The organism is Streptomyces rishiriensis (genome assembly GCF_003112535.1).
GTDB classification, from domain to species: Bacteria; Actinomycetota; Actinomycetes; order Streptomycetales; family Streptomycetaceae; genus Streptomyces; species Streptomyces rishiriensis.
In genome coordinates this window covers 68,573-90,151 of record NZ_BEWA01000003.1, presented here as the reverse complement: position 1 = coordinate 90,151, position 21,579 = coordinate 68,573, and the positions used below count along the sequence as shown (strand labels likewise).

Sequence of the window (21,579 nt, the reverse complement as noted above, 5' to 3'; positions counted from 1 at the left end):
GCGGACAGTTGTCCACAGGCGAGTGACACGAATCGATAACGGCAGCAAGAATGCGAGGGTGACGCCACGCTGAGCAGTTCGGGAGCGGCGTCCGTGATTCGGGGTGGGCCGGTTTGCCGCACAGTGCGTCGGCCCGGAGAAAGTTTGGGCCGAGGAGGGCCGGGTGACGACCTATGACGAGCGAGCGAGCCTCACAGATCTGACCGCCACTGTGGAGCGTGTCCGCAGTTCGGTGGAGGGAGTGATCGAGGGCAAGCCCGAGGTCGTACGGCTTTCGCTGACCGTGCTCCTCGCCGAGGGGCATCTGCTGATCGAGGACGTACCGGGCGTCGGCAAGACGATGCTGGCGAAGGCGCTGGCGAAGTCCATCGACTGCTCGGTACGCCGCATCCAGTTCACCCCCGACCTGTTGCCCTCGGACATCACGGGCGTGTCCATCTGGGACCAGCAGCGCCGGGAGTTCGAGTTCAAGCCGGGCGCGATCTTCTCGCAGATCGTGATCGGCGACGAGATCAACCGCGCCTCGCCCAAGACCCAGTCGGCGCTGCTGGAGTCGCTGGAGGAGCGCCAGGTCACCATCGACGGGCAGACGTACGAGCTGCCCAGTCCGTTCATGGTGGTCGCGACGCAGAACCCGGTCGAGATGGAGGGCACCTACCCGCTGCCCGAGGCCCAGCGCGACCGCTTCATGGCCCGGGTCTCGATCGGCTATCCGAGCCCCGAGGCCGAGCTGCAGATGCTCGACGTGCACGGCGGGGTCAACCCCCTGGACGACCTCCAGCCGGTCGCCCACGCCCACGAGATCGTGAAGCTCATCGACGCCGTGCGGAGCGTCCACGTCGCCGATGCGGTGCGGCGCTACGCGGTCGACCTGGTGACCGCCACGCGCACCCACCCGGACCTCAGACTCGGGGCCTCCCCGCGCGCGACGCTGCACCTGGTGCGCGCGGCCAGGGCGACCGCGGCCCTCAGCGGCCGGGACTACGCCCTGCCTGACGACGTGCAGAACCTCGCCGTGGCCGTCCTGGCCCACCGTCTGCTGCCCACCGCGCAGGCCCAGCTCAACCGCCGCACGGCGGAGCAGGTCGTCGAGGAGATCATCCAGCGCACCCCGGTGCCCGCCACCCCGCAGCAGCACGGGTACGGGCTGGGACACGGCCCGCAGGCGTACGGCCAGCAGTCGCGGAGGCTGTGATGGCCGCCGGGGGATCCGGACAGCCGGCGACCGGCCGGGGGAGGAAGGGCGACAAGGGCAGCGTGCGCACGGCGCTGGCCGGTCTGACCACCCGGGGCCGGTCCTTCCTGGCCGCCGGCATCGCGGCCGCCGTGTGCGCCTACGTGCTCGGACAGCCCGACCTGCTCCGGGTCGGACTGCTGCTGGCGGCACTGCCGCTGATCTGCGCGGCCGTCGTCTACCGCACCCGCTACCGGGTCGCCGGCAGCCGCAGGCTCTCCCCCGCGCGCGTGCCCGCAGGCAGCGAGGCCCGCGTCCATCTGCGCATGGACAACGTCTCGCGGCTGCCCACCGGCCTGCTGATGCTCCAGGACCGGGTGCCGTACGTGCTCGGCCCGCGCCCCCGCTTCGTCCTGGACCGGGTCGAGGCGGGCGGCCGCCGCGAGGTGTCCTACCGGGTCCGCTCCGACCTGCGCGGCCGCTACCCGCTGGGCCCGCTCCAGCTGCGGCTGAACGACCCGTTCGGGATGTGCGAGCTCACCCGGTCCTTCTCCACCCACGACACGCTGACGGTCATACCGCGCGTGGAGCCGCTGCCCCCGGTCCGTCTGACCGGCGAGGCCAAGGGGTACGGCGAGGGCCGGCAGCGCTCGCTGGCGCTGGCCGGCGAGGACGACGTGATCCCGCGCGGCTACCGCTACGGCGACGACCTGCGCCGCGTGCACTGGCGCCTGACCGCCCGCTACGGCGAGCTGATGGTGCGCCGCGAGGAGCAGCCCCAGCGCTCTCGCTGCACGGTGCTGCTCGACACCAGGGGCCTGGCCTACCAGGGCGCCGGCCCGGACTCGGCGTTCGAGTGGGCGGTCTCCGGCGCCGCGTCCGTCCTCGTGCACATGCTGGAGCGGGGCTTTTCCGTGCGGCTGCTGACCGACACCGGCAACTCGGTGCCCGGCGAGGGGGCCGACGGCTTCGCCGGAGCGAACCAGGAGTCGGCCGACGCGGCCGGACTGATGATGGACACCCTCGCCGTGGTGGACCATTCCGACGGCACGAGCCTGTCCCGGGCGTACGACGTGCTGCGCGGCGGCAACGAGGGCCTGCTGGTGGCGTTCCTCGGCGATCTCGACGACGAAGAGGCGGCGGTGGCCGCGAAGATGCGCCAGCGCAGCGGAGGCGCGGTCGCCTTCCTGCTGGACGGCGACCACTGGGTGCGCGAACCGAACGGCGCGTCCGATCCGGTGACCAGGCAGGAGGAGCGGCTGCGGATGCTGCGCGAGGCGGGCTGGACGGCCCTGAGCGTGCCCCGGGGCGCTTCGCTCGACGCACTGTGGCGCCAGGCGGACCACGACCGGGCGGGCGTGCTGACGGCGGGCGCGGCGAGCGGCGGGGAGGGGCGGTCATGAGCGGGCGTGCTCGGCTGACGCTGTGCTCGGCGGCGGCCACCCTGATGGCGTCGTGCGCCCTGCTGCCCCTGGTGGCTCCGGCGACCTGGCTGGTGCAGGCGGCGTTCATGCTGGCGATCCAGTCCGCAGCGGGCGCGGCGGCCCGCCGGGTCCCGCTGGCCCGGCTGCTGACCGTGGCGGTGCAGGCGCTGGTCACCCTGGTGATGCTGACCCTGGTCTTCGCCCGCGAGCAGGCGCTCGTCGGTCTGATCCCCGGCCCGGAGGCCGTCCGCCACTTCGGCGATCTGCTCCAGAGCGGGGCCGACGACGTGGGGCGGTACGCGATCCCGGCCCCGCTGTCCGAGGGCATCCGGCTGATGGTGATCGGCGCGGTGCTGGTGATCGGCCTGGCGGTGGACACCCTCGCGGTGACGTTCCGCAACGCGGCTCCGGCCGGTCTGCCGCTGCTGGCGCTGTACTCGGTCGCCGCGGGCCTGTCCGACGGGGCGGCCGACTGGCTGTGGTTCCTGGTCGCCGCCGCCGGCTATCTGGTCCTGCTGCTCGCCGAGAGCCGGGAGCGGCTCTCGCAGTGGGGGCGGGTCTTCGGCGGATCCGGGCGCGGTCCGGGCGGGCAGCCCGGTCCGGTCGCCCCGGTGCGCACCGGCCGGCGCATCGGGATGGCCGCGCTGGGCGTCGCCCTCGTGGTGCCGCTGCTGCCCCTGCCGGCGATACAGGGCGGCCTGCTCGGCGCGACGGGCGCCGGCGTGGGCGCGGGCAACGGCGGCGGGGGCACGATCTCGGCCGTGAACCCGCTGGTGTCGCTGCGCGACAGCCTGAACGTGGACGAGGACCAGACGGTCCTGACGCTGCGCACCAACACCAGCGACCTCTCCGACATGTATCTGCGGATCGTCTCGCTGGACGACTTCGACGGCACGACGTGGCGGCCGGCCAAGCGCCACATCGTCGCCGTGCCCGACGACTTCCCCTCGCCCACCGGGCTGGGTCCCGACGTCAAGCGCACGGAGATCACCACCCGGATCGCGGCCGCCGACGGTTACGCCCAGGACTGGCTGCCGATGCCCTACCCGCCCAGCGGCGTGCAGATCAAGGGCAACTGGCGCTACGAGCCGGTCGGCATGACCCTGGTCGGCGACCACGGCCAGAACACCAGCGGCAAGACGTACCAGGTGACGAGCCTGGACGTGCGGCCGACGGCGGAGCAGCTGGCGGCGGCGCAGAACGCTCCGGACTCGATCCGGCGCGACTACACCAAGGTGCCGGACTCCCTGCCGTCGGTGGTGACCCAGCAGGCCCGGGAGATCACCAGGGGCGCCGCGAACGACTACGAGAAGGCCGTCAAGCTCCAGGACTACTTCGCGGTGACGGGCGGCTTCGAGTACGACACCCAGGTCGAGGTCGGCAGCGGCCCGAACGCGATCGCCCGCTTCCTGCGGGACAAGCAGGGCTTCTGCGTGCACTTCTCGTTCGCGATGGCGGCGATGGCCCGCACCCTGGGCATACCGGCTCGGGTCGCGGTGGGCTTCGCGCCGGGCTCCCCGCAGGCCGACGGTTCGGTGGCGGTGGGCCTGAAGGACGCGCACGCCTGGCCGGAGCTGTATTTCGAGGGCGTCGGCTGGACCCGCTTCGAGCCGACCCCGACCCGTGGCACCACGCCCACGTACACCGTGCCGGACTCCCCGGGCGAGGCGCTCCCCGCGGTCCCGCAGACCTCGCGCCCGGCGGACGCCGCGCCGTCGAACGCGCCCTCGGGGAGCTCCGGCTGCTCGGCCCGGGAGAAGAAGCTCGACGACTGCGCCGGCGCGTTGCCGGTGGGCCGGTCGGGAGAGGGCGGCGGCGGCGCCCCTTGGTACAGGATCGCCGCCTGGACGCTGCTGGGCGGCGCGGCGCTGGTCCTGCCGATGCTGCCGATGCTGTGGCGGCTGAGACGGCGTTCGGCGCGGCTGGCGTCCGCCCAGCACTCCGCGGCGGCGGCCGGGGCTCCCCCGGGCCGGCGTGACAAGGCGGCCGCGGGCGGTGCGGCCGGGAACGACGCCGAACCGGCGGTCCTGCTGGACGAGCCCGTGGAGGAGGCCGGGGCCGCCGCCGGGCATGTCCTGGCGGTCTGGCGCGAGCTCACCGACACGGCCTGGGACTTCGGCATCGAGCCGGACGAGGCGCTGACCCCCCGGCGGGCGGCGGCGCGGATCGTCCGGATCGGCGGGCTCGACGAGGCGGCGGACCGTTCGGTGCACCGGGTCGCGGGCGCGGTGGAGCAGGTGCTGTACGCCCCGGAGCCGAGGGCGGAGGCGGGGCTGGCCGACGAGGTCCGCACGGTACGGGCGGCCCTGCAGGAGAAGGCCGACTGGACCGCGCGGGTGCGGGCCGTCGTGGCGCCGCGCTCGGCCGTCCGCGCGCTCTGGGACGTGGCGGACCGCTGGACGGCTCTCAGGACGTCGTGGACGGCCCGGCTGACGGCGCTCGTGCGCCGGCCGTCCGGCCAGCAGGGCAGCTGATCAGCGGGGTCGGCCGATCAAGGGGGTCGGCCGATCAGCCGTCCCGCTGGGGAGCCGCCCTGCCGGGCAGCCGGGCAGCCGGGCAGCCGGGCAGCCGGGCAGCCGGGGAACGGAAACAGCGGGACATGGTTGAGGGGGTGACCACCCGACCAGGTGGTCACCCCCTCAACCATGTTCGTGTACGGCGGTGTCAGTGACCGCCCTGTTCGTCACGGCGGCGCTGCCAGCGCTGCTCGATCCGGTCCATCATCGAGCGCTTCTGCCTGACCTGACCGCGCGTGGGCGGGGCGCCCGCGACTCCTGCCGCGGGCTGTTCCCCGGGCTTGGGGGCCTTGCGCCAGCCGGTGACGGCGAGTACGGCGCAGCCCAGCATCACGAGGAAGCCGACCACGCTCAGCCACACCTGCTTGGCGGCCACACCGGTCATGAGGAGCGCGATTCCCACGAGGAAGCCGGCGACCGCCTGGTAGACCCGACGCCGGGTGTACGTACGCAGCCCGCTTCCCTCGAGCGCCGACGCGAACTTGGGATCTTCGGCGTACAGCGCTCGCTCCATCTGCTCGAGCATGCGCTGCTCGTGCTCCGAGAGCGGCACGGAGTCCTCCTCATCGTGCAGTCGCCGGGGCGACCCGGGGGGTCCCTTCAGGATAGGCGGGGAATCGCCCCCGTGAAACCCGCCCCTCTACGCCAATTGGCCAACCGACGCCCGTCATGCACGTCCCGGCTCGCTGAGGATTTCATTCCCCGGCAGCCGGCCCGTCATGCCGGGCGGTCTCCCTCGATCATACGGCGCACAGCGGCCGAACGGGGGGCCTGTGGCGTACTCCATGCGCTGCCAAGCCCCTGATCAGCGGTACGTACCAGGAGGCGCTCAGCTCCCGTCGGCCCCCCGTGCCTCACCCAGCACATGCAGCTGGGTGGCGACCGAGTGGAACGCGGGGAGTTCGGCGGCGGCCTCCTCCAGCTTCAGCAGGGCCTCCAGCGCTCCGGGCTCGGTGTCCACGAGGACGCCGGGCACCAGGTCGGCGAAGACCCGCACGCCGTGGACGGCCCCCACCGTGAGACCCGCGCCCTCGACGAGGTCGGTGAGCTGCCCGGCGGTGAAGCGGCGCGGCACGGGGTCGCCCTCGCCCCAGCGGCCGTCGGGCGCGGTGAGCGCGTGGCGGGCCTCGGTGAAGTGGCCCGCGAGGGCGCGCGCGAGCACCGCGCCGCCGAGTCCGGCGGCGAGGAGGCTGAGGACGCCCTCGGCGCGCAGCGCGGCGACCGCGTTGCGGACGCCCTCGGCCGGGTCGTCGACGTACTCCAGGACGCCGTGGCACAGGACGGCGTCGTAGCCGCCGCGCTCGACCACGTCGAACAGGCCGTGGACATCGCCCTGGACGCCCTTCACCCGGTCGGCCACGCCGGCCTCGGCGGTGCGCCGTTCCAGGGCGAACAGCGCGTTGGGGCTGGGGTCGACGACCGTGACCCGGTGCCCGAGGAGAGCCACGGGCACCGCGAAGTTGCCGCTGCCGCCCCCGGTGTCCAGGACGTCCAGCGACTCGTGGCCGGTCGCCTTGACTCGGCGTTCGAGAGCGTCGCGCAGAACCTCCCAGACCACGGCCGTACGCAGCGAGGCACGGGACCGGGCGGGCCCGGAGCGTGACGGCGTCGGCTGGGGGCCGGGGTGGGAGACGGGCGGGCGCATCGGGTCCGACACGGCAGTTGACTCCTCGGCGCGGCACCGCCTCTTGCGCGGCGGAGCGAACGGGCTGCCCTCCCCGAGCCGGTCCGGACCGGCGTGCGGGCGGACGGACGGACGGAGGGAAGACTTCAGGCGCCTTCCACCCTATTGCCTCCGGCGTCCCGCCCGGTCACGCGACCGGCCTGCGCACCCCCGGCCGGCCACGCCCGCTCCTCCGGCCGGTCACACCCGCCCACCGGGCACGGTCACGCCCGCCCGTTCGACCGGTCACGCCCGCGCACTCCGGCGGCGCACCGTGTCGGCGGACCTCGCCGAAAGGCCGGACCGGTGGGCCGGGCCGACGCACGTGAGCAGGGCCGCGGGGCCATGTCAGCCCGCGTCCGGGAGGTCGCGGCCCGCTGCCGGGCCGCCCGGGCCGCCCGAGCCGCCCTCCTGCTGACGCGGCTGCGGCAGGACCGGCTGGAGCACCAGCATCCGCTCGACGAGACGCAGGAACATCGCCACGTCGCGGATCAGATCGTCGGCGTCCCGGCGGTTGGCCGCGCCCTGGATGCCGGCCTCGGCCCGGGCCCGGCGCCGGGCCCCGGAGGCGAACAGCGCGCTCCACTCGGTGAGTTCGGGCGCTATCTCGGGAAGCACCTCCCAGGCGCTGCGGATACGGGCCCGGCGGCGGGGCGAGGGCTCCGGGCGGCCCCGGGCGGCGAGCACGGCGGCCGCGGTGCGCAGGGCCGCCAGATGAGCTGTGGCGTAACGCTCGTTGGGGGTTTCGAGGACGGCCGCCTCGTCCAGCCCGGCGCGGGCCTGGGCGAGCAGGTCGAGGGCGGCGGGCGGGGCCGTGGTGCGGCGCAGCACGGGGTGCACGTCGCTCGCGGGGCCGTTCAGTGAGGGGGCAGGGCCGGTGGCGCGGCGCCGGTGTGCGGCGGCTGCGTGGTAGGGGGCCATGACGAACCTCCTGTCGTCGTGTGACGGCACGTCCGATACGGGCTGCCGTATGCCCCCATCGTGCGGTATGCCACTGACAATCCGTTCCGACCTGGGCTTTTGCTTCGATCGAAGGTTCGGGCTAGTTTTTGCACTGACCAGTCAGTTCAAAAACGTGGATTCCAGGGGGAACCAGTGGACGGAGTCGGTGTCACAGCCGACGGCCTCGGTCTCCGAGGCCCTCGCGGCTGGGCGTTCCGCGACGTCGCCGTCGATGCGGAGCCCGGCTCGCTGATCGCGATCGAAGGGCCCTCGGGCTCCGGTCGCACGAGCCTGCTGCTCGCCCTCACCGGGCGGATGAAGGCCACCGAGGGGACGGCGACCGTGGGCGGGGCACGGCTGCCCAAGCAGCTGACGGCCGTGCGTCGCATCGCCGCACTCGCGCACGTACCCGGTGTGACCGATCTCGAACCGGCCCTGACCGTGGGGGAGCATCTGCGCGAACGGGCCCTGCTGCAGCGGCGGTTCGGCGGCTCCCTGCGCGACTTGCTGCGGCCGCGCGCGGACCGGGCGGCCGAGGCGGAACTGCAGACCGACGCCGCGCTCGACGCCGCCGGACTCGACCGCGAGGCCCTGCCCAAGGGCTCGCGGACGGCCGTGCGCGATCTGGAGCGGATCGAGGCGCTGCGGCTGTCGGTGGCGTTGGCGCTCGTCGGACGGCCCCGGCTGCTCGGCGTCGACGACGTCGACCTGAAGCTGACGCAGGCCGAGCGGGCGGAGGTCTGGGCGCTGCTCGGCTCCCTCGCCGAGGCGGGGACGACGGTCCTGGCGGTGTGCGCCGAGGCGCCCGAGGGCGCCGTCAGGGTCACCACCGGCGCGGACACCCTCCCGTCCGGCGATCGGCCGGCCGCCCCGGAGGAGGACCGGCGAGCGGCCCGGGGAACCGGACCGCAGGACGGCGCGGAAGCCGTACCGAAGGACCGGACGGAAGCCGCACCGCAGGACGAACAGGAAGCCGAACCGGACGCGGCGCCGCACGCCGCACCGGAGGCCGGCCCGAGGGAAGAGGAGGAGCCCGATGCGCTCGCCGAGACTCGCCACGCTTGAGCTCAGGCGCTTCGCCCGGGGCAGGCTCCCCCGGGCCGCCCTCGTCGCGCTTCTGCTGCTGCCCCTGCTGTACGGCGCGCTGTACCTGTGGTCCTTCTGGGACCCCTACGGCCGGCTCGACCGCATCCCGGTGGCGCTGGTCAACGACGACCGGGGGGCGACCGCCGGGGGCAAGAAGATCACCGCCGGGGACGACATCACCGAGAACCTGCGCGAGAGCAAGGTCTTCGACTGGCGCGAGGTGAGCTCCGCCGAGGCACGCGCGGGCGTGGAGGACGGCAGGTACTACCTGTCGCTCACCATGCCGGCCGACTTCAGCCGGCGGATCGCCTCCAGCTCGGGCGACTCCCCCGAGACGAGCGCGCTCCAGGTGCGCACCAACGACGCGAACAACTACATCGTCGGGCAGATCTCGCGCACGGTCTTCAGCGAGGTGCGCAGGGCCGCGTCCACGAAGGCCTCCCGGTCCTTCCTGGACAAGATCTTCGTCTCCTTCTCCGACATCCACGGCGCGACCGCGAAGGCCGCCGACGGCGCCGACGACCTCACCGGCGGCATCGGGAAGGCCGAGCAGGGCTCCAAGGACCTCGCGGACGGCCTCGGCAACGCCAAGGACGGCAGCGGCAAGCTGGCGAAGGGGCTGAAGAAACTCGACAAGGGCGCCGACAGCCTCCAGGACGGGTCCCAGAAGGTCGCGGACGGCACGCAGAAGCTCGCCGACAAGGTCAACGGGGTCGCCGGCGACCTGGGACCCTTCGTCAAGACCAACGAGAAGGCCATCGGCGACACCGCCCGACTGGTCGCGGACTCCTCGAAGGTGATCCACGACAACCTGGACACCCTGGTGAAGGCCGCCCCGACGGCCGCCACCGGCGCCCACACGGCCTCGGACACGCTCGCCGCCGTGTACAAGGCGCGCTGTGAGACGCCGGTGCTGCCCGATCCCGCGTGCGCCGACCTGAAGAGGGCCAGGGACGCGGCCGCCGACGTGGCGAAGGTCGCCGACGACGTCAACACCCTGGTCGCCGACCAGGACGGCGACCTGACGACGCTCCGCACGAACCTCACCGCCCTGCGGAAGCAGGCCCAGGCCCTCGCCGACAACGCCCCGCATCTCTCCGAGGACCTCGACGCCGCCGTGTCCCAGGTCAACGCGCTGAACACCGGGGCCGCGAAGGTCGCCAAGGGCGCCAAGAAGATCAACGCCGGGCTCGGCAACGCCAAGACGGGTTCCGAGAACCTGGACGCGGGCGTCGGCAAGCTGGAGACGGGCGCCCAGGACCTCAACGGCGGCATGTTCAAGCTGTCCGACGGCTCCGGCAAGCTCGCCGACGGTCTGCACGACGGCGCCGGACGGATTCCCGACTACGACGCCCGGCAGCGCGACGCGCGCACCGCCGTCATGGCCGACCCGGTCCAGCTCGCCTCCCACGACCAGCACAAGGCGCCCAACTACGGCACCGGATTCGCTCCGTACTTCATCCCGTTGTCGCTGTGGGTGGGCGCGATGGTGGCGTACATGCTGATCGCGCCGATGAACCGGCGCGCGCTCGCCGCGGGCGCCCCGGCATGGCGGATCGCGCTGGCCGGCTGGCTGCCGGTGGTCGCGGTCGGGGTGCTGCAGACGACGGCGCTGATGGCCGTGCTGCACTGGGCGATCGGCCTGGAGATGGACCGCGCGGCCGGCACCGTGGGCTTCCTGTTCCTGGTCGCGGCGTGCTTCGCGGCTCTCGTGCAGTGGCTGAACGCGCGCTTCGGAGCGGCGGGCCGGATCCTCGTCCTGGCGCTGCTGATGCTCCAGCTGACGTCCGCCGGCGGCACCTATCCGGTGCAGACCAGCCCCGGGTTCTTCAACGCCGTCCATCCCTATCTGCCGATGAGTTACGTCGTCGAGGCGCTCAGGAGGCTCATCAGCGGCGGCGGCCTGGGACCGGTGTGGCAGGCGTGCGCGGTGCTCGTCGCGTTCACCGCGGGCGCCCTGGCGCTGACCGCCCTGTCGGCGCACCGGCGCCAGGTGTGGACCCTGGACCGGCTGCACCCGGAGCTGACCCTGTGACGATCGGGCGTCCGGGGGGCCGCGTTCCTGTGACAATCAGGACCATGGAAAGCAGCACCGCCCCGGGCGGCCGCACCCGCCGCGAGGCCACCCGGCAGAAGCTCTACGAGGCGGCCGTCACCCTCATCGCCGAGCAGGGCTTCTCCGCCACCACCGTGGACGAGATCGCCGAGCGCGCCGGCGTGGCCAAGGGCACGGTCTACTACAACTTCGCGAGCAAGTCGGTCCTCTTCGAGGAGCTGCTGAGGCACGGCGTGGGCCTGCTCACCGCCTCGCTGCGGGAGGCCGTAGAGGACACGGCGCGAAACGGCGGAAGCAAGGTCGACGCGCTGGACGCGATGATCCGCGCCGGACTGGTCTTCATGGACCGCTACCCGTCCTTCACGCAGCTGTACGTGGCCGAGCTGTGGCGCACCAACCGGGCCTGGCAGTCCACGCTCATGGTCGTGCGGCAGCAGGCGGTGGCCGTCGTCGAGGGAGTGCTGCGCGAGGGCGTGGACAACGGCGAGTTCAGCGCCGAGATCGACGTGCAGCTGACCGCGGCCGCGCTGGTCGGCATGGTGCTGGTGGCCGCCCTGGACTGGCAGGCCTTCCAGCCCGAGCGGTCCCTGGACGACGTCCACTCGGCGCTGTCCCGGCTGTTGCAGGGGCGGGTGAGCGGTCGACCCTAGCGCGGCCCACGCGCGCGTGGACGCGCAAACGCCGGTCCGTGACGGCCACGTCCCCCGTGGGCCGCCTCGAGCCGGCGCTTGCGCGTGCTCCCCCGTTCCCCCGTTCCCTCCCCCGTCGTTCCCCCGTGCTTCCCCCGTGCTTCCCCCGTGCTTCCCCCGTGCGGTCGTTCCCCCGGGGATCCCCCCGTGTCTCGCTCCCGCCGAGCCGGCCGGCCGGCGGAAGGAGCGGATCGAGGGCCGCCCCGTTCCGGCACCCCGTGTCGCCGGTACCGGAGCCGCGCCCCTTCTCCGTGCCTCCACTCTCCCGTCCGCGCAGCTCGCACCCCATCCGCGCGCGTACTCAACTCCTCCCCTGAGTACGGGTACTCAGGTCTGCGTGCTCATCCCCAGGACGCCGGGCCGCCCACTGGTTACGATCGCGTCCGTGTCCGTACTCCCTCTCGTGTTCACCAGCGGCTGGGCCAGCGGCGTCAACGCCTACGCGGTGGTGCTCCTGCTCGGCGTCTTCGGCGCGACCGGCGTGAGCGACGACGTCCCGCAGACGTTGCAGCGCCCCGAGGTCCTCGCCGTCGCGGCCGTCCTGTTCCTGTGCGAGGCGGTCGCCGACAAGATCCCGTACGTGGACACGGCGTGGGACATGGCGCACACCGTGGTCCGGCCGGTGGCCGGCGCCTGGGTCGGCGCGCTGCTCGCCGGACAGAGCGGTTCGCTCTCCGACGCGGCCGCCGCGGCTCTCGGCGGTTCGACGGCGCTCGCCAGCCATGCCGTGAAGGCGGGCGCCCGGATGGCGGTCAACACCTCCCCGGAGCCCTTCAGCAACATCGTGGTGAGCCTGGCGGAGGATCTCGGGGTCGCCGGGATCGTCACGTTCGCGGTCTTCCACCCGGTGGCCGCCTCGGTCGTCGCGGGGGCCCTGCTGCTGACCGGGCTGCTGGCCTTGTACTTCCTCGTCTCACGCATCCGCCGGTTCCTGCGGCGCAGGGCGCAGCGGCGCGAGGAACGCCGGCTCGGCGCGCCCTCGTGGCCGCCGCCCCCGGGCTGATCACGTCACTGTCGGTGGCGGCCGCTACAGTCACGGGCATGGCAGCAATTGCGGTGATCGGCGCCGGGATGGGCGCGCTGACGGCGGCCGCCCGGCTGGCCGTGGCGGGCCACCGGGTGACGGTGTACGAGCGGACGCAGACGTACGGCGGAGCGGTGCGCCGCTTCGAGCGGGACGGGTTCGTGTTCGACACCGGCCCGACGCTGCTCCCGCTGCCCGCGGTCTACCGTGACCTGTTCGTCAAGACCGGCAAGGAGCCGCTGGAGTCCTGCGTCGAGCTGGTCCAGGTCGACCCCTCCGCACGGCACGTGTTCGCCGACGGCGCCGAGGTGTCCCTGCCGAACGCCTCGCGCGCGGGGGTCGTCTCCGCGCTGGACGACGCACTCGGCGCGCGGGCCGGGCAGCGCTGGGGCGACTTCCTGGTGCGTGCCCGCGAGGCCTGGGACCGCACCCGGCGCCCGCTCCTGGAGGAACCGCTGTGGCCGAACTGGTCGGTCCTCGCCGACCGCGAGCCCTATCCGGCGGTCCCCCACAAGCGTCTGCTGCGCACCCGTCAGGCCGCCACCCTGGCCGAGGTCGGCGCCTGGGAGCTGCGCGATCCCCGGCTCGCCGCGCTGCTGGAGGGCCACGCGCTCGCGTACGGCCTGGATCCCCGGACCACCCCGGCGAGCGCGGCCGTCCTGCCCTACATGGAGCATGCCTTCGGCACGTGGTACGTGCGCGGGGGGCTGCGGGAGCTGGCCCGCGCGGTGTACGAGCGCTGTCTGGCCCGCCGGGTCGAGTTCGTCTTCGGCGCCGAGGTCGCGCGGATCCTGGACAAGGACGGCCGGGCGGCGGGCGTGGAGCTCGCCGACGGCACGGTGGCGGAGGCGGACTTCGTTCTCGCGCCGGGCGGCTTCGGCGGCCTTCCCGCCCTCGGAGAGGGCGAGGTCGCGCCTCAGCGGGGGCTGCCGAGCCGGCTGACCGTGCTGCTGGCGCTGCGCGGCCCCCGGCCGCAGGGCGTCGCGCACCGGACGGTGGTGCACGCGCCGGACCGGGAGGCGGAGTTGGAGAGCCTGTTCGGTCCGACGCCTTCCGTGCCGGCGCGGCCGACGGTCACGGTGCTGCGGCCCGACGACGTCCGGCTGGCGCCCGACGGCGACCATGAGCCGGTCACGCTCAGCGCCGTGGTCCCCGCCGGGGCGCAGGTGTCCGACGCGGGCGTGGACGCGTTGCTCGCGGTCGCCGAGCGGGCCGTGCCCGGGCTGCGCGAGCGCGTCCTGTGGCGCGAGGTGCGCACCCCTGCCGACATCGCGCGGGAGACCGGCGCGGTGGGCGGGTCCGTCCCCGCGCCCGCGCTGGCCGCGGCCGGGGGGCGGCTGCTGCATCCCGGCAACTCCACCGGGCTGGAGGGCCTGTTCACCGTCGGCGGCTGGTCGCACCCCGGCGGCGGCCTTCCGCACGCGGGCATGTCGGGCACGCTGGTGTCCGGACTGATCGTGGAGGGACCGGAGTTCCGCGGCTCGCGGTGAGGCCGGGACGGCCCGCCGGGCGCGGGGCCCTGCGGGCGGGCGCCGGTGCGAACGCGGCCGTCAGAACCGATACTGCTCGTCGTATCCGTTGCCCTGGCCGGGCTGCTGCCCGTCGCCCTGGTACGGGTACTGCTGCTCGGGCGGGAGTTCGCCGCCCAACGGGTCGTCGGTGTTGCGCTGCTGCGGGACCCAGACCCCGCCGGCCGGGGTCTCCCCGTAGCCGCCCGTGCCGTACTGGTCCTGCCCGTAGCCCTGTTGACCGTACTGCTGCTGGCCGTAGCCGGCGTCGTAGGAGCCGCCGCCGTAGGTCTGGGTGCCGATGTACGGGTCGGAGTAGGCGGCGTACTGCTGCTCGCCCGTGGCGTCGTAGCCGTACTGCTGTTGGTGGTACCCGGCGTAGGTGTCGTAGCCGTAGTTCTGGTCCGCGCCCTGGGCGGCCGTGGCGTACTGGTCCTGGGGCTGTCCCTGGGACTGGCCCTGGCCGTTCGCACCCGCGTACGCGGTGTCGCTGTATATGCCGTAGGAGCCGGTGTCGTCCGGCAGGGGCTGCGGCTCGTAGACGGAGGAGGCCCCGGCGGCCGCCGGATCGAAGGAGCGCGGTGCGGGGGTGAAGACGTCGTCGCGGTCGAAGTCGTCGTCGCCGTAGTCGCTCTTGTCGCCGAAGGCGTTCTTGTCCTGGCCGCCGAACGCGACGTCGTCGCCGTGGGGCGCGCCGGAGTCGAAGCCGGCCTCGGCCGACTCCAGGCCGGAGACCTCCAGGGTGGGGTCCTGTCGCTCGGCCTTGCCGCGGCGGCGCTTGACGACCGGGGCGCCGTCGCCCTCCGTGTCCGCGCGGCGGAAGGCCCAGCCCTCGGCGAAGCCGCGGCGGAACGACAGGGTGACGTAGGTCTGGCCGACCGCGAAGGCGGCCGCGCCCAGCGCGATGACGACGACCGACGGGATCAGGACACCGAGGACGACGCCGAGGAAGCCGACGAAGGCCAGCAGCCGCCAGCGCAGCCGGGCCTTGTACTGCAGCAGAACCTCGCCGAGCAGCCACAGCGCGACAATGCCGAACGCGATGTAGAGGACCGTCCAGCCCATGTACGCCCCTCTCCCAGTGGCCGCTACGCAGTGTGTCGTATGTGGGTGCGACCGGTCTAGGCCTGCGGCGGATGGTGCAGGCCCAGGTTCTCGTAGATTTCCAGCGTCGCCGTGGAGTTGTTGAGCGTGATGAAGTGCAGTCCGGGCACTCCCTCGGCCAGCAGCCGTGCGCAGAACTCCGTGGCGAAGTCGATGCCAATGGAGCGTACAGCGGCCGGATCGTCTTTGGCTGTGAGGATCCGCTCTTTCAGGGCGGCCGGGAAGCGGGCGTTGCTGAGCTTGGGCAGGCGTTCCAGCATCTTCACGCTCGTCACCGGAAGGACCTCGGGGATGACCGGAGTCACACAGCCGGCCGCCGCGACCCGGTCGCGCAGCCGCAGATAGGAGTCGGGCTCGAAGAACATCTGCGTGATGGCGTAGTCGGCGCCGGCCCGGCACTTGTCGACGAAGTGCGACACGTCCAGGTCCCACTCGTCGGAGCGCGGGTGCATCTCGGGGAAGGCGGCGACGCCCACGCAGAAGTCGCCGGACTCCTTGATGAGCCGCACGAGTTCGGCGGCGTACGTGAGGCCCTGCGGGTGGGGCACCCAGGGGCCCATCGGGTCGCCGGGCGGGTCACCGCGCACGGCGAGCATGTTGCGGATCCCGGCGTCGGCGTACTGGCCGATGATGTTGCGCAGCTCGGCGACGGAGTGGTCCACGGCGGTGAGGTGCGCGACCGGCGTCAGGGTGGTGTCGACGACGATCTGCTGGGTCTCCTTGACCGTGGTGGCACGGGTGGACCCGCCGGCGCCGTAGGTCACGGAGACGAAGTCGGGAGCGACCGCCTCGACCCTGCGCAGCGCGTCCCACAGGCTCCGCTCACCCTTCGGCGTCTTCGGCGCGTAGAACTCGAACGAGTACGTCGTCTTGCCGGTCGCCAGGATGTCGCGCACGGTGCGCGCGCGGTCCGTCCTGGTGGATGCGGTTCCTAGGGCCATACCGGCAGGTTAGCCAGGGGCGGGCGGTCACCCAACCGGATGCGGGAAATTTGCCCGGATTGTCGAGTTGTTGTCCACCCCTTGGACAATCGTACGAGGACGGCACGGCCAAGCGGCCGGAGACCGGGAGAGCAGGAGAGCAGGAGAGCAGGAGAGCAGGAGAGCGGGCACCGCGAGCAGGCGCGGCCGGGCTACCCCTCGCTCAGGCGTTTGGCGAACTCCGCCGCCGCAGCGCCCGGATCGTCCGCCTGCGTGATCGCCCGGACCACGACGACCCGGCGGGCGCCCGCCGCCAGCACCTCGTCGAGGTTGCCGAGGTCGATGCCGCCGATGGCGAACCAGGGGCGGTCGGCGCCGAGGGACGCCGTGTGCCGCACCAGGTCCAGGCCGGGCGCGTGGCGGCCGGGCTTGGTGGGGGTGGGCCAGCACGGGCCGGTGCAGAAGTAGTCCACGCCCTCCTGGACGGCGGCGGCCTCCGCCTCCGCCGCCGAGTGCGTGGAGCGGCCCACGAGGACGCCGTCGCCGAGGACGGCGCGGGCGGCGGGGACGGGCAGGTCGCCCTGTCCGAGGTGGAGCACGTCGGCGCCGGCGGCGTGGGCCACGTCCGCGCGGTCGTTGACCGCCAGCAGTTTGCCGTGCCGGGCGCAGGCGTCGGCGAACACCCGCAGGTGCTCCAGCTCCTCGGCCGCCTCCATGCCCTTGTCCCGCAGCTGGACGATGTCGACGCCGCCCGCGAGGACGGCGTCGAGGAACTCCGGGAGGTCGCCCTGACGGGTGCGGGCGTCCGTGCACAGATACAGCCGTGCTCCGGACAGCGACGGTCGGGCGGTGTCGGGCATACGAAGTCCCCCCAGGGTGGTGGCGTACGGGGCCGGGTGCGCCCCCGTACGCCGGGTGTCGATTCGAATCCGCAGGTCAGACGGCGAGCGCCTGGGCGCGGCGCTTCACCTCCGTGCCGCGATTCTCACTCAGGGCCTGCGCCGGCGTGCCAGGCAGGCTCGGGTCCGGGGTGAAGAGCCATTCCAGCATCTCTTCGTCCTTGAAGCCGTCGTCCCGCAGCAGGGTCAGGGTCCCGGCCAGGCCCTTCACCACCTTGTCCCCGTCGATGAAGGCGGCGGGGATGTGCAGCGCGCGGTTCTCGCCACGGCGCACGGCGATGAGCTGCCCGTCCTTGATCAGCTGCCGCACGCGGATCACGTCGACATCGAGCATCTCCGCGATGTCGGGCACGGTGAGCCAGGCGGGGACGAGAGCATCGGTCTTTGCGTCAATCTCGGTCACGGGAACAAGCCTGCCATCTGCCGCTGACAGTCGGAAGCCGGGCCGGTCCGACCGGGTCCGACCGAGCCCCCGGGCTCAGGCGGTCGCGGCCTTCAGCGGCCTCGCCGGATCCGCGAGGAGCCGGGGATTCATGGGAGTGCCCGCCTCGATCAGCCGTCGGCCCTGGGCGAGATCGCGGGGCCGGCCCACGGCCAGCAGGGCGACGAGCCGGTCCTCGCGCAGCCAGCAGACCGTCCACGCCGGCCCGGAGGGGTCGCCGCGCCACACGGCGCCGTCGGCGTCCGCGTGGTGTCCGGCGTACTGGACGAAGCGGCCGAACTGCTCGGACCAGAAGTACGGGACGGGGTCGTAGACGGCCGCGGGTTCGTCGGTGGCCTCGCCCACGATGTTCGCCGCGACCGTGCGCGGCCCCTGGAGCGCGTTGTCCCAGTGGTGGACGAGGAGGCGCTCGCCGTACCGGGCGGACGGGAAGGAGGCGCAGTCGCCGACCGCGTACACGTCCGGCCGGGAGGTGCGCAGACCGGCGTCGGCCACGATCTCGTGGTGCGCGCCGAGCTCGACGCCGGAGCCGGCCAGCCAGGCGGTGGCGGGGCGGGCGCCGATGCCGACCACGACGGCGTCGGCGGGCAGCCGAGAGCCGTCGTCGAGGACCACCGCGCCGGACTCGACGCGCTCCACCCGCGCGCGGGTGCGCAGAGCGATGCCGCTGTCGGCGTACCAGGCGGCCATCGGGGCGGCGACCTCGGCGGGCAGCGCGCCGGCCAGCGGCCGGTCGGCGGCCTCGACCACGGTGACCTCGCAGCCGGCCTCCCGCGCGGCCGTGGCGAACTCCGCGCCGATCCAGCCCGCGCCGACGACCACGACGTCGTGCCGGCCGGCGAGGACGGGCCGCAGGCGTTCGGCGTCGTCCAGGGTGCGCAGCAGGTGCACGCCGGGCACGCCCTCCGCGCCGGGCAGCCGGATCGGCTCGGCGCCGGTGGCGAGGACGAGGACGTCGTAGGGGACGGGTCCGCGCTCGGTGTCCAGCTCGCGGTCGGCCGGGCGCAGGCCGAGGACCTCGCGGCCGAGTTCCAGCTCGATGCCGAGGCCGTCGAAGTCGACGTCCAGGGCGGATCCCTCGGCCTTGCCGAGCAGCACGGCCTTGGACAGCGGCGGTCGGTCGTAGGGCTGATGGGGTTCGGCGCCTATCAGCGTGACCCGGCCGTCGAAGCCCAGTTCGCGCAGGGCCACCGCCGTCTGCACCCCGGCCATGCCCGCGCCGACGACCACCACGCGGCGCCCGCCCGGCCTGCCTTCTTCCTGCCTCTGCTCGCTCACCTGCATCACCTTAGACAACTGACGATCAGTCAGTCAGCCGTCGTGCTCCGTGACCTGCTCCACACCGTCCGTGCCGTGCGTGCCGTGCGTGCCGTGCGTGCCGTTGGAGAGTTGCTCCACGACGCTCGTGCCGCTGCCGGGCCGCGACTCCCACTCCCAGCTCTCCTCGAGGCGCACCCGGCCGTCGGGCAGGTCGACGACCGTGGACACGCAGTGCCCCGAGGACGTCGTCCCGTCGCGCTTGAGCTGGACGTACCGGAAGTCGAGCCGGTCTCCCTCCCGGGTACCCAGGAGATGCCCGCGTACGACGTCGCCGCCCGCGTAGTCGGCCCAGACCGCCCCGTCCCGCTCGTGGTACGCGAAGCGGGTGCGGACGCCGACCTGGCCGGGCGCCTGGTCGGCCACGGGGGCGAGGACGAGGCCGTTTAGTGACCGGGCCATGCGCGGTGGCTCCCTTACTGCGGTGTGCGGCGGCGGGCTAGGGTGGCCACCGTAGAGCACTCGCGGGAGCCCGGACGCACCGGGCTGAGAGGGAGGCTGGCGGCCTCCGACCGTACGAACCTGATCCGGGTCATGCCGGCGAAGGGAGGGGCTGGACGCCCATGTCGTCTCCGCGTACGTCAGACGTCCTCGTCATCGGGGGCGGGATCATCGGGCTGGTCACGGCCTGGCGGGCCGCGCAGCGCGGTCTGGCCACGGCGGTGGTGGACCCGGACCCGGGCGGCGGGGCCGCCCAGGTGGCCGCCGGGATGCTGGCCGCCGTCACGGAACTGCACCACGGCGAGCAGACGCTGCTCGGCCTCAATCTGGCGTCGGCCCGGCGCTATCCGGACTTCGCGGCCGAGCTCACGGAGCTGACCGGGCGGGACCTCGGCTACCGGCGGTGCGGCACGCTGGCGGTGGCGTTGGACGCCGACGACCGGGCCCATCTGCGCGAACTGCACGCGCTGCAGCGGCAGTCGGGGCTGGAGTCGGAGTGGCTGTCGGGGCGCGAGTGCCGGCGTCTGGAGCCGATGCTCGCGCCGGGGGTGCGCGGCGGGCTGCGGGTGGACGGCGACCACCAGGTCGACCCGCGGCGGCTCGCGCGGGCCCTGGTGAGCGCGTGCGAGCGGGCGGGCGTGGTCTTCCGCCGGTCCTGGGCGGAGCGGCTGACCGTGGTGCGCGAGCGTGCCGCGGGGATCGTCGCCCGGGACGGCACGGCGCTGGCGGCGGGGCAGGTGGTGCTCGCCGGCGGCAGCCTGAGCGGACGGCTCGCGGGGGTCCCGCCGGACGTGGTGGCGCCGGTGCGGCCCGTCAAGGGGCAGGTGCTGCGGCTGACCGTGCCGCAGCGGTACGCGCCGTTCCTGAGCCGCACCGTGCGGGCCGTGGTGCGCGGCAGCCAGGTCTACCTGGTGCCGCGGGAGAACGGCGAGCTGGTGGTCGGCGCGACCAGCGAGGAGCTGGGCTGGGACACGACGGTGACGGCGGGGGGCGTCTACGAGCTGCTGCGCGACGCCCATGAGCTGGTCCCGGGGATCACCGAGCTGCCGCTCACCGAGACGCGCGCGGGACTGCGTCCCGCGTCCCCGGACAACGCGCCGCTGCTCGGGCCGACCGGGCTGGCGGGGCTGTCGCTGGCGACCGGGCACTACCGCAACGGCGTGCTGCTGACGCCGGTGACCGGTGACGCGATGGCGCAGGTCCTGGCCACCGGGGAACTCCCGGACGAGGCACGTCCCTTCACACCCCGGCGCTTCGGCGTCGCCGCACTCTCGGAGCAGTCCGCATGAGCACCCTGAGCACGCGTCTGAACGTCTCGGTCAACGGCGAGCCGCGGGAGTTCGCTCCCGGCACCGCTCTCGACAGCGTGGTGCGGTCCCTGACGCGGGCGCCCTCCGGGGTGGCCGCCGCGCTCAACGAGACCGTCGTCCCGCGCGCGCAGTGGCCCTCGACGGCTCTGCGCGAGGGCGACCGCGTGGAAATCCTCACCGCGGTCCAGGGGGGCTGAGCCATGGCCGACGACTCCTTCGTCCTCGGGGGCCTGGCCTTCTCCTCGCGGCTGATCATGGGCACGGGGGGCGCCCCCAGCCTGGACGTGCTGGAACGGGCGCTGGTGGCGTCCGGGACCGAGCTGACGACGGTCGCGATGCGCCGTGTGGACCCCACGGTGCACGGCTCGGTGCTGTCCGTGCTGGAGCGGCTGGGCATCCGGGTGCTGCCGAACACGGCGGGGTGCTTCACGGCCGGCGAGGCCGTGCTGACGGCGCGGCTGGCCAGGGAGGCGCTCGGGACGGATCTGGTCAAGCTGGAGGTCATCGCCGACGAGCGGACGCTGCTGCCGGACCCGGTCGAGCTGCTGGACGCGGCCGAGACGCTGGTGGACGACGGTTTCACGGTGCTGCCGTACACCAACGACGATCCCGTGCTGGCGCGCAGGCTGGAGGACGTCGGATGCGCCGCGGTCATGCCGCTGGGCTCCCCGATCGGCTCCGGCCTGGGCATCCGCAACCCGCACAACTTCCAGCTGATCGTGGAGCACGCGCGCGTGCCGGTGATCCTGGACGCGGGCGCCGGCACGGCGTCGGACGTGGCGCTGGCGATGGAGCTGGGGTGTGCGGGAGTGATGCTGGCGTCGGCGGTGACGCGGGCGCAGGATCCCGAACGGATGGCGTCCGCCATGCGGGCCGGCGTCGAGGCGGGACGGCTGGCCCGGCTGGCGGGCCGCATCCCGCGCCGCTGGTTCGCGCAGGCCTCGTCCCCCGTCGCGGGCCTGGCCTCGCTGGACCCGGAGCGTCCCGCGTTCTGACCCGTGTGCGGTGACGGTGGTGACGTCCGGGTACCGCGACGCGCGTCACAGGTCGGCTGCAGTAGGGCT

At 73.7% G+C, this 21,579-nt stretch carries 20 protein-coding genes and 1 riboswitch; of the genes, 11 read left to right on the top strand and 9 right to left on the bottom strand.

Translation table 11 applies throughout. The features are described 5' to 3' along the window. The first annotated feature begins 163 nt into the window (after positions 1–163). The 3 genes from Sri02f_RS05255 to Sri02f_RS05245 are packed head-to-tail and all read left to right on the top strand — an operon-like array spanning position 164 to position 5,072. A complete protein-coding gene (locus tag Sri02f_RS05255) occupies positions 164–1,195 on the top strand; it encodes an AAA family ATPase (RefSeq protein ID WP_108999895.1) in 1,032 nt (343 codons plus the stop codon). Continuing rightward, entirely contained in the window at positions 1,195–2,577 is a 1,383-nt protein-coding gene (locus Sri02f_RS05250; protein WP_108999894.1) for a DUF58 domain-containing protein, read from the top strand. Before Sri02f_RS05255 ends, Sri02f_RS05250 begins: the two co-directional genes overlap by 1 nt. Continuing rightward, positions 2,574–5,072 (top strand): transglutaminase TgpA family protein, encoded by a 2,499-nt coding sequence (locus Sri02f_RS05245; RefSeq protein ID WP_108999893.1) that lies wholly within the window; start codon positions 2,574–2,576, stop codon positions 5,070–5,072. Before Sri02f_RS05250 ends, Sri02f_RS05245 begins: the two co-directional genes overlap by 4 nt. A gap of 190 nt (positions 5,073–5,262) precedes the next feature. Here the strand turns inward: Sri02f_RS05245 and Sri02f_RS05240 are convergent, their stop codons facing one another. The 3 genes from Sri02f_RS05240 to Sri02f_RS05230 all read right to left on the bottom strand — a co-directional run bounded on the left by Sri02f_RS05240 (position 5,263) and on the right by Sri02f_RS05230 (position 7,698). Then, entirely contained in the window at positions 5,263–5,667 is a 405-nt protein-coding gene (locus Sri02f_RS05240; protein WP_108999892.1) for an SCO2097 family morphological protein, read from the bottom strand. A 276-nt stretch (positions 5,668–5,943) separates the two neighbouring features. Next, positions 5,944–6,771 (bottom strand): class I SAM-dependent methyltransferase, encoded by an 828-nt coding sequence (locus Sri02f_RS05235; protein ID WP_167467488.1) that lies wholly within the window; start codon positions 6,769–6,771, stop codon positions 5,944–5,946. A 354-nt stretch (positions 6,772–7,125) separates the two neighbouring features. Continuing rightward, on the bottom strand, positions 7,126–7,698 hold the full coding sequence (locus Sri02f_RS05230; protein WP_108999891.1) for an SAV_6107 family HEPN domain-containing protein: 573 nt from the start codon (positions 7,696–7,698) through the stop codon (positions 7,126–7,128). Positions 7,699–7,872: 174 nt separating this feature from the next. On the opposite strand from Sri02f_RS05230, the gene Sri02f_RS05225 reads away from it, so the two are divergent. From Sri02f_RS05225 to Sri02f_RS05205, 5 genes are all read left to right on the top strand, one after another. Further along, positions 7,873–8,784 (top strand): ATP-binding cassette domain-containing protein, encoded by a 912-nt coding sequence (locus tag Sri02f_RS05225; protein ID WP_108999890.1) that lies wholly within the window; start codon positions 7,873–7,875, stop codon positions 8,782–8,784. Then, on the top strand, positions 8,756–10,840 hold the full coding sequence (locus tag Sri02f_RS05220) for a YhgE/Pip family protein (protein ID WP_108999889.1): 2,085 nt from the start codon (positions 8,756–8,758) through the stop codon (positions 10,838–10,840). The genes Sri02f_RS05225 and Sri02f_RS05220 overlap by 29 nt, the downstream gene beginning before the upstream one ends. A 44-nt stretch (positions 10,841–10,884) precedes the next feature. Then, entirely contained in the window at positions 10,885–11,511 is a 627-nt protein-coding gene (locus Sri02f_RS05215) for a TetR/AcrR family transcriptional regulator (protein ID WP_108999888.1), read from the top strand. Positions 11,512–11,935: 424 nt separating this feature from the next. Further along, a complete protein-coding gene (locus tag Sri02f_RS05210) occupies positions 11,936–12,553 on the top strand; it encodes a DUF4126 domain-containing protein (protein ID WP_108999887.1) in 618 nt (205 codons plus the stop codon). 38 nt (positions 12,554–12,591) lie between these two features. After that, positions 12,592–14,064, top strand: coding sequence for a phytoene desaturase family protein (locus Sri02f_RS05205; RefSeq protein ID WP_109000192.1), 1,473 nt, complete (start codon positions 12,592–12,594; stop codon positions 14,062–14,064). A 60-nt stretch (positions 14,065–14,124) separates the two neighbouring features. On the opposite strand, the gene Sri02f_RS05200 is transcribed toward Sri02f_RS05205, so the two are convergent. From Sri02f_RS05200 to Sri02f_RS05175, 6 genes are all read right to left on the bottom strand, one after another. Beyond that, on the bottom strand, positions 14,125–15,147 hold the full coding sequence (locus tag Sri02f_RS05200) for an SCO2102 family sporulation regulator (protein WP_108999886.1): 1,023 nt from the start codon (positions 15,145–15,147) through the stop codon (positions 14,125–14,127). Between the two features lie 56 nt (positions 15,148–15,203). Continuing rightward, entirely contained in the window at positions 15,204–16,127 is a 924-nt protein-coding gene (gene metF, locus Sri02f_RS05195; RefSeq protein ID WP_108999885.1) for a methylenetetrahydrofolate reductase [NAD(P)H], read from the bottom strand. A 191-nt stretch (positions 16,128–16,318) separates the two neighbouring features. Continuing rightward, positions 16,319–16,966 carry a thiamine phosphate synthase gene (gene thiE, locus Sri02f_RS05190; RefSeq protein ID WP_108999884.1) on the bottom strand — a complete coding sequence of 216 codons (648 nt, stop codon included), beginning with the start codon at positions 16,964–16,966 and terminating at the stop codon, positions 16,319–16,321. 76 nt (positions 16,967–17,042) lie between these two features. Then, positions 17,043–17,408: an Rv2175c family DNA-binding protein gene (locus Sri02f_RS05185; RefSeq protein ID WP_108999883.1), complete on the bottom strand. Its 366-nt coding sequence runs from the start codon at positions 17,406–17,408 to the stop codon at positions 17,043–17,045. 75 nt (positions 17,409–17,483) lie between these two features. Next, positions 17,484–18,731: an NAD(P)/FAD-dependent oxidoreductase gene (locus Sri02f_RS05180; protein ID WP_108999882.1), complete on the bottom strand. Its 1,248-nt coding sequence runs from the start codon at positions 18,729–18,731 to the stop codon at positions 17,484–17,486. Between the two features lie 27 nt (positions 18,732–18,758). Then, complete coding sequence (locus Sri02f_RS05175; RefSeq protein ID WP_108999881.1) at positions 18,759–19,166, bottom strand: avidin-fold protein; 408 nt, start codon at positions 19,164–19,166, stop codon at positions 18,759–18,761. A gap of 52 nt (positions 19,167–19,218) precedes the next feature. Beyond that, positions 19,219–19,330: riboswitch (TPP riboswitch) on the top strand. On the opposite strand from Sri02f_RS05175, the gene thiO reads away from it, so the two are divergent. From thiO to Sri02f_RS05160, 3 genes are all read left to right on the top strand, one after another. Then, complete coding sequence (gene thiO, locus Sri02f_RS05170) at positions 19,328–20,494, top strand: glycine oxidase ThiO (RefSeq protein ID WP_108999880.1); 1,167 nt, start codon at positions 19,328–19,330, stop codon at positions 20,492–20,494. Its footprint overlaps the riboswitch before it by 3 nt. A 17-nt stretch (positions 20,495–20,511) precedes the next feature. After that, on the top strand, positions 20,512–20,712 hold the full coding sequence (gene thiS, locus Sri02f_RS05165; protein WP_109000191.1) for a sulfur carrier protein ThiS: 201 nt from the start codon (positions 20,512–20,514) through the stop codon (positions 20,710–20,712). A 3-nt stretch (positions 20,713–20,715) separates the two neighbouring features. Next, on the top strand, positions 20,716–21,510 hold the full coding sequence (locus Sri02f_RS05160) for a thiazole synthase (RefSeq protein ID WP_108999879.1): 795 nt from the start codon (positions 20,716–20,718) through the stop codon (positions 21,508–21,510). Positions 21,511–21,579: the final 69 nt, after the last annotated feature.